Source organism: Nitrospirota bacterium, assembly GCA_020846775.1.
Lineage (GTDB): Bacteria > Nitrospirota > 9FT-COMBO-42-15 > HDB-SIOI813 > HDB-SIOI813 > RBG-16-43-11.
In genome coordinates this window covers 1-6,139 of sequence record JADLDG010000084.1, presented here as the reverse complement: position 1 = coordinate 6,139, position 6,139 = coordinate 1, and the positions used below count along the sequence as shown (strand labels likewise).

Sequence of the window (6,139 nt, the reverse complement as noted above, 5' to 3'; positions counted from 1 at the left end):
CACCGCGTGTGCGTCCCACGGCATCAATCTCATCTACAAAGATAATACTTGGCTGAGACTCCTTTGCCTTTTTGAACATGTCCCTGACGCGTGAGGCGCCAACCCCAACAAACATCTCAATAAATTCTGAGGCGCTGATGCTGTAAAAAGAAACCCCGGCCTCTCCTGTGAGGTAAGATGCTAAAAGTGGACCCCAAAGTAATGTATTATACACAACGGAGGAGTCACATGGAAACGGTTCCCAATGGGAGGTACACAAAGGATTTTCGATAGGAATCGGTGAAGTTGGTTATAGAGGGAGGCTTATCAGTACCTGAAGCTGGGCGTAAGTTATCATTACCACTTCCACACTAAACACAATGTGACATTTTGAAATGGTAACATCACTATTGACAGTAAAATCTCATCCTGCTACTTTAACCTTAGAATAGTAAAATCCTATTACGACAGAGCGAAAGAATAAGAGATGATATATGATAAAGAGAAATGGATATATGAAAATGATCAGGACAACCAAATAAGATATGTCTTGGGTACTAAAGGAACAGAACCACTGCTCTGTTTGGGTATTAATCCAAGTACCGCCAAACCTGACGACCTCGATAACACTCTTAAATCTGTTGAAAGATTAGCTATTAGTAATGATTTTGATAGTTGGATAATGATGAATGTTTATCCGCAAAGAGCCACTGACCCAAACAATATACATCCTGAAATAGACAATGAAATTCACATAAAGAACCTTGCTTTCATAGAAAGAATTATTTCAGGATACAAAACAATAATTTGGGCTGCCTGGGGAACATTAATCGAGAAAAGACCTTTTCTTATAAAGTGCTTGACAGACATTTGTAACTTATCAATTAAGTATGACTGTAAATGGGTGTCAATCGGAAAAGAATCAAAATCAGGACATCCTCACCACCCGTTATATTTGAATGCAAATGAAAAACCAATAGTTTTTAATATTCACCAATACTTAGAGAAAATACATCCATGACGCACAATGCTTACATACCACAACCTTTTATTGACGAGAGGCCGACGGAATACGCTGACCGCGTGGGGCGATGGTATGTGGAATCAGCGACAGACGTGCACAAGAAAAAGTACGGACAATATCTGACGCCTGTGGCAATAGCGGATTTTATGGCCAGCTTGGTGGTCTTCAATGGAGATGACGTTCGGATCATAGACCCGGGTGTGGGTACCGGCGTACTTGCCTGCGCCTTGTGCGAAAAGCTTTCTAACCAGCCAAAGAAGCCCATGAACATTGTTCTGGTTGCTTATGAAATGGACCACGCACTTATTCCGGCAACCCATGGTTGTCTCGATTATTTGAAGAAATGGTTAGAAGATCGAAAAATAACTTTTACTTATACAATTGAAGCTAATGACTTTGTCCAGGCCAATGCACGTGCATTAGATGATTTGCAAACAACCTTTGCCCAGTTCATCAGCCTTGAAGAACCATTTGATGTAGTTATCTCCAATCCACCCTATTTCAAGATACCCAAGGACGACCCACGCGCCCGCATTGCTGCATCGGTGGTGCATGGGCAACCAAATATCTATGCATTGTTCATGGCGGTATCTGCAGCCCTGCTGAAGGCAGACGGAGAGCTGGTGTTTATAACTCCAAGAAGCTATACCGCTGGTCCTTATTTCAGACTTTTCCGGGAAAAGTTTTTTGCACTCGTCCGACCAGAAGTCTTTCATATTTTCGGCTCAAGGATTGAGACGTTCAGCAGAGACGAGATTCTTCAGGAACATCTTATAATAAAAGCCAGAAGACTGACACAGAAACAAAAGGAGAAAGACGCCGCCAAGGTCGTTATATCATCCAGTAGAGGCACGGATGATCTCGCTACTCCCATCAAGAGGGTTGTGCAGCTTGATAATGTTCTTCTTCCTCTATGCAAAAATCATATTGTACACATTCCTGTTTCGGATGAAGACGAAACGATTGCAGAACTGGTCGCTTCATGGAAGGGAAGCCTCCATAACTATGGGATGGAGATATCAACCGGGCCGGTTGTGCCGTTCCGCTCTGTTCGTTTCCTTGCTGAGAAGGACACGGGGGCGGAAACGTACGCGCCACTCTTGTGGATGCAGAACGTAAAACCCATGTCCGCCCAATGGCCGGTTGAAACCAGAAAGCAGCAGTATATCATGGTAACTGCTGATTCTTTGTCGCTCTTGGTGCCGGATCGCAATTACGTTCTCATGCGCCGGTTCAGCCCCAAAGAGGAGCGCCGCCGTCTGGTTGCTGCCCCACTGCTTGCGGACACTCTGGGGGCACACATGCTCGGTCTTGAAAACCACCTGAACTATATTTACAGGCCCAAAGGGGAGTTAACACCGGAAGAAGCATACGGTCTTGCTGCATTTTACAATTGCAGAATTATTGATATCTATTTTAGAACGTTTAATGGGAACACGCAGATTAGTGCTACGGAGCTACGAAACATGCCGATCCCTCCTCTTGAAATAATCAGAGAAGCCGGCAGGATGATTATGAAGAATCACCTGTCTTCCGAGAATGCGGAAGATTTGATGGTAAGCCTTCTGGAACCACCCCAGGAATTCGTCATGAAGGGGGTGGTCAATGGGTAAAATTGAAGAGGCTCGAGATATCCTGAAAATGCTAGGCCTGCCGGCAGAGCAGCAAAACGAGATATCGGCCCTTACCCTTCTGGCCCTCTGCGGTTTGAAAGAAAAAGATTCATGGAAAAAAGCGAAACGCCAGACTCTCACGGTAACAAAGGGCATTATGCAATTCGTTGCCAGGCATTACAGCAGAAACTATGCCCCTAACACCAGAGAGACCTTTCGTCGCCAGGTACTCCATCAGTTCGTTCAGGCAGGGATTGCTGAATACAATCCCGATGACTCTTCGCTCCCAACAAACAGCCCTCGTTCGCACTATGCAATCGCAGAACCAGCTCTGACTGCGATCAGGTCATACGGAACATCAATGTGGAAACATGAGTCAACAAAGCTCGTATCAGAACAGGGCAGTCTTGTTGCAATGTATAATAAAAAACGCTCAAAGACAATGGTGCCGGTAAAGCTCGCTGATGGGACTGTACTAAAATTATCCCCGGGAAAACATAATGATGTACAGGCAGCCGTTATTGAGCAGTTTGCCCCAAGGTTTGCACCTGGGTCTGTCGTCCTCTATATGGGCGATACCTCCCGAAAGAATCTTATCCTTGATAAACAGAACTTGGGCGACCTTGGTATTTCACTGAGTGATCATGGCAAACTTCCCGATGTCGTTCTTTTTGATTCAAAGAAAAAATGGTTGTTTCTAATTGAAGCCGTCACGTCCCATGGTCCGATGACTCCGAAACGGACTGTTGAACTCAGCAGCATGTTCACCAAGGCCGATATCGGACTGATATACGTCAGTGCATTCCCGGATTTTTCGGAATTTAATAAACACGTGAGGAAGATTGCATGGGATACGGAAGTGTGGATTGTTGAATTTCCTGAACATATGATTCATTACAACGGAGATAAATTCCTCGGCCCGCGATAGTCTCCCATTTTCAGTGCTATGGCCTGTACCGTTCCTATTGCAGGCGGAAAGAAAAAGAAATAAATCTGATTTTGATTTTTGAGAAGCTCCTGTATAATGCTGGCCGTGGAGCATAAAATCTTTACTGACAATGGTATATTATTTTATAGATGAATCTGGTAGTGGTTTCAGTTCAGAAGGCATTGCTATTTTATGTTGTGTTGTTATTGATAATCTGGAAGAAGCTCGTTCAAAAATTACTGAATTGAGGGAAAACATTCTTCACGATCCCCGTTTTGAAAGAATTTTAGGTAATTTCCCCAGTGTTGGTTTTCATTATACTAGTGACCACATTGAAATCAAAAATAAGTTCATAGAACTTTTGAAGATACTGACATTTCAGGCTTATATTTGTTTTGATCCATCGGTTACATGCCGATCTTTTAACGAAACTTATGATCGACTTTTTGACCGTCTTATTATCGATCGGCTTCGTGACCATAAAATGAACGAAATAAATATATGCTTTGAAGAACATAATAATAATGCGGATAGAATTTTGACACTAAGAGCTATAATTAAATCTAAGATTGTTCAAATAGATCGGTCTGAAAGAAAAGTCTTTGAAGGTTCATATTTTGTTCGGTCTGCTGGTAAAGATGAGCCTTGCTTATCTATGGCAGATTATATTTGTGGGATTTTTGGTGCACACTTTAAAGATTTAGATAATGAAAAAGAGGCAGGGATGGAAAGCCTTTCTGAAAGGAATTTTGAGGATTTAAGAAATAAGATTCGATGTATTCATGACATTAAGAATAATTTATTTTACTCTCGCAGGAACCCTTTCCCTTGAAAATTCTTGACAAAAAATGTAAAATCTATAGTTATATGCCGGGTGGATAATGTTAGGGCGCGAGTTCGCGTTCGGTTTAAGAGTCAATTACAATCTACCTTATCACACCCGGCTTTTTACATACTTAAAATATAGTGTTCAAATGAAAAAAATAAAGTTCTCAAAAATCCGTGATGTTAATGACTTAGCAAGATCATTTGGCTGTAGCAAAGACGATTTCAAAATCATTGAATCACCTTCTGAGGCTGTCTCACACTATAGCCGAATGCTAATACCTAAAAAAAATAGAAAGAATGCTGGAAGTTATCGTGTTGTTTATAAGGTTTTAAATCCTAAGCTTAGATTATTACAAAAAAATATTTCTACTGCCTTAGAATATGCATGTTTCTTCCCTGAGTACGTTCAGGGGTTTGTTCGGGGAAGGTCTATAGCTACAAACGCAAGGCATCATTTGGCAAAGAAATGTATACTGAATTTGGATATTAAAGATTTCTTTGAGTCAATTTCTCAGGACAGGGTCATAAGGGTCTTTGAACATATAGGTTGTAACTCAGAGATTGCGTCCATTTTGGCAAAAGTTTGTACTATAAATGGCTACTTACCACAAGGTACTAGCTCAAGTCCGATAATTGCTAATTTGGTTTGTAAGGATATGGATGAGGAACTAAACAGCCTTGCTATGAGTTATTCTATAAATTATAGTCGTTATGCGGATGACATTACCTTTTCAGGTGATGCATGTCCACAACGTGAAGAGATTGAAGTAATACTTGGAAGAAACAATTTTAGAATGAATAATGAGAAGTTCGTTATGATGAAGCGTGGACAAAATCAATACGTCACAGGGTTAACTGTTTTTGACGCAGAGTCACCGAGAGTTCCTCGAAAGATTAAAAAACAATTGCGCCTAATTCTTTATTATTCAAAAAAATATGGTATAGAGGATCATCTTGAAAGAATATTCGCTGACAAAGTAGGTTGCCCGTATAAAAAAGAATTTGAAAAGAGGAAAATTGAAGGTTGGATTGGTTTTTTATGCTCAGTTGAGCCTCCTTTGGGTTATAAGTTAAAAGAACAATGGCTTGAAATAGTAAAATAGATGTTTGTGAGATTTCGTGGACATTGTACTTAATTCTTTCTGCAATTCCGCAATTAGTGCGGTGTTATCAGAATTCGATAAGAGCATCCACAGGGTCGTGCAAAAAAATGACAGCCCTTATGCAAAGATCAGGATGATCGGGCTGTTGACTTGAGAAAGGAAGATGATGAATGTTTTATTCTTTCGACCCCTGAATTATCCTCTCCACATCGGCCCTATCAAGGATTTCTTCCTTTATCAGTGCTTCTGCAAGGGCATCAAGCGCATCTCTTTTTCCACTCAATATCTCAGTGGCCTTTGATTCCGCATCAATTATCATCTTCTGAATCTCCTGGTCCATGACCCAGGCCATCTCCTAGCTGTAGCGTTTAGGAAGTGACAGTTCCCTGCCAAGGAACGGATGTTCTTCTCCACGGCCGAGATTTACAGGACCGACCTTGTCACTCATGCCCCATTGCGCAACCATCTTCTCAGCCAGTGATGTTGCCTCCTTCAGGTCATTCTGAGCGCCGCTGCTAACGTCGTCAAAGACCAGCCTTTCTGCGACCCTTCCGGCGAGGGCTACACTCAATCTGTTCATGAGATAGGTTCGCGGATAATAATGTCTGTCTTCCTCAGGAAGGAGTTGTGTGACCCCCATTGCCATGCCTCGCGGGATAATGCT

General features: G+C 41.9%; 5 protein-coding genes and 2 pseudogenes. 5 read left to right on the top strand and 2 right to left on the bottom strand.

The annotated features are described in order from the left end of the window. A pseudogene (locus tag IT392_10135) lies at positions 1-187 on the bottom strand (AAA family ATPase). A 279-nt stretch (positions 188-466) separates the two neighbouring features. Here IT392_10135 and IT392_10130 point away from each other — a divergent pair. From IT392_10130 to IT392_10110, 5 genes are all read left to right on the top strand, one after another. Further along, positions 467-1,000 carry a DUF1643 domain-containing protein gene (locus IT392_10130; protein ID MCC6544841.1) on the top strand — a complete coding sequence of 178 codons (534 nt, stop codon included), beginning with the start codon at positions 467-469 and terminating at the stop codon, positions 998-1,000. Beyond that, positions 997-2,616, top strand: a complete 1,620-nt coding sequence (locus IT392_10125; protein ID MCC6544840.1) for an Eco57I restriction-modification methylase domain-containing protein — start codon at positions 997-999, stop codon at positions 2,614-2,616. Before IT392_10130 ends, IT392_10125 begins: the two co-directional genes overlap by 4 nt. Further along, positions 2,609-3,544 (top strand): restriction endonuclease, encoded by a 936-nt coding sequence (locus tag IT392_10120; GenBank protein MCC6544839.1) that lies wholly within the window; start codon positions 2,609-2,611, stop codon positions 3,542-3,544. Before IT392_10125 ends, IT392_10120 begins: the two co-directional genes overlap by 8 nt. A gap of 130 nt (positions 3,545-3,674) precedes the next feature. After that, positions 3,675-4,376 carry a DUF3800 domain-containing protein gene (locus tag IT392_10115; protein MCC6544838.1) on the top strand — a complete coding sequence of 234 codons (702 nt, stop codon included), beginning with the start codon at positions 3,675-3,677 and terminating at the stop codon, positions 4,374-4,376. Positions 4,377-4,518: 142 nt separating this feature from the next. Continuing rightward, on the top strand, positions 4,519-5,475 hold the full coding sequence (locus IT392_10110) for an RNA-directed DNA polymerase (protein ID MCC6544837.1): 957 nt from the start codon (positions 4,519-4,521) through the stop codon (positions 5,473-5,475). A gap of 175 nt (positions 5,476-5,650) precedes the next feature. Here IT392_10110 and IT392_10105 read toward each other — a convergent pair. Beyond that, positions 5,651-6,139: pseudogene (locus IT392_10105) on the bottom strand (cell division protein FtsH).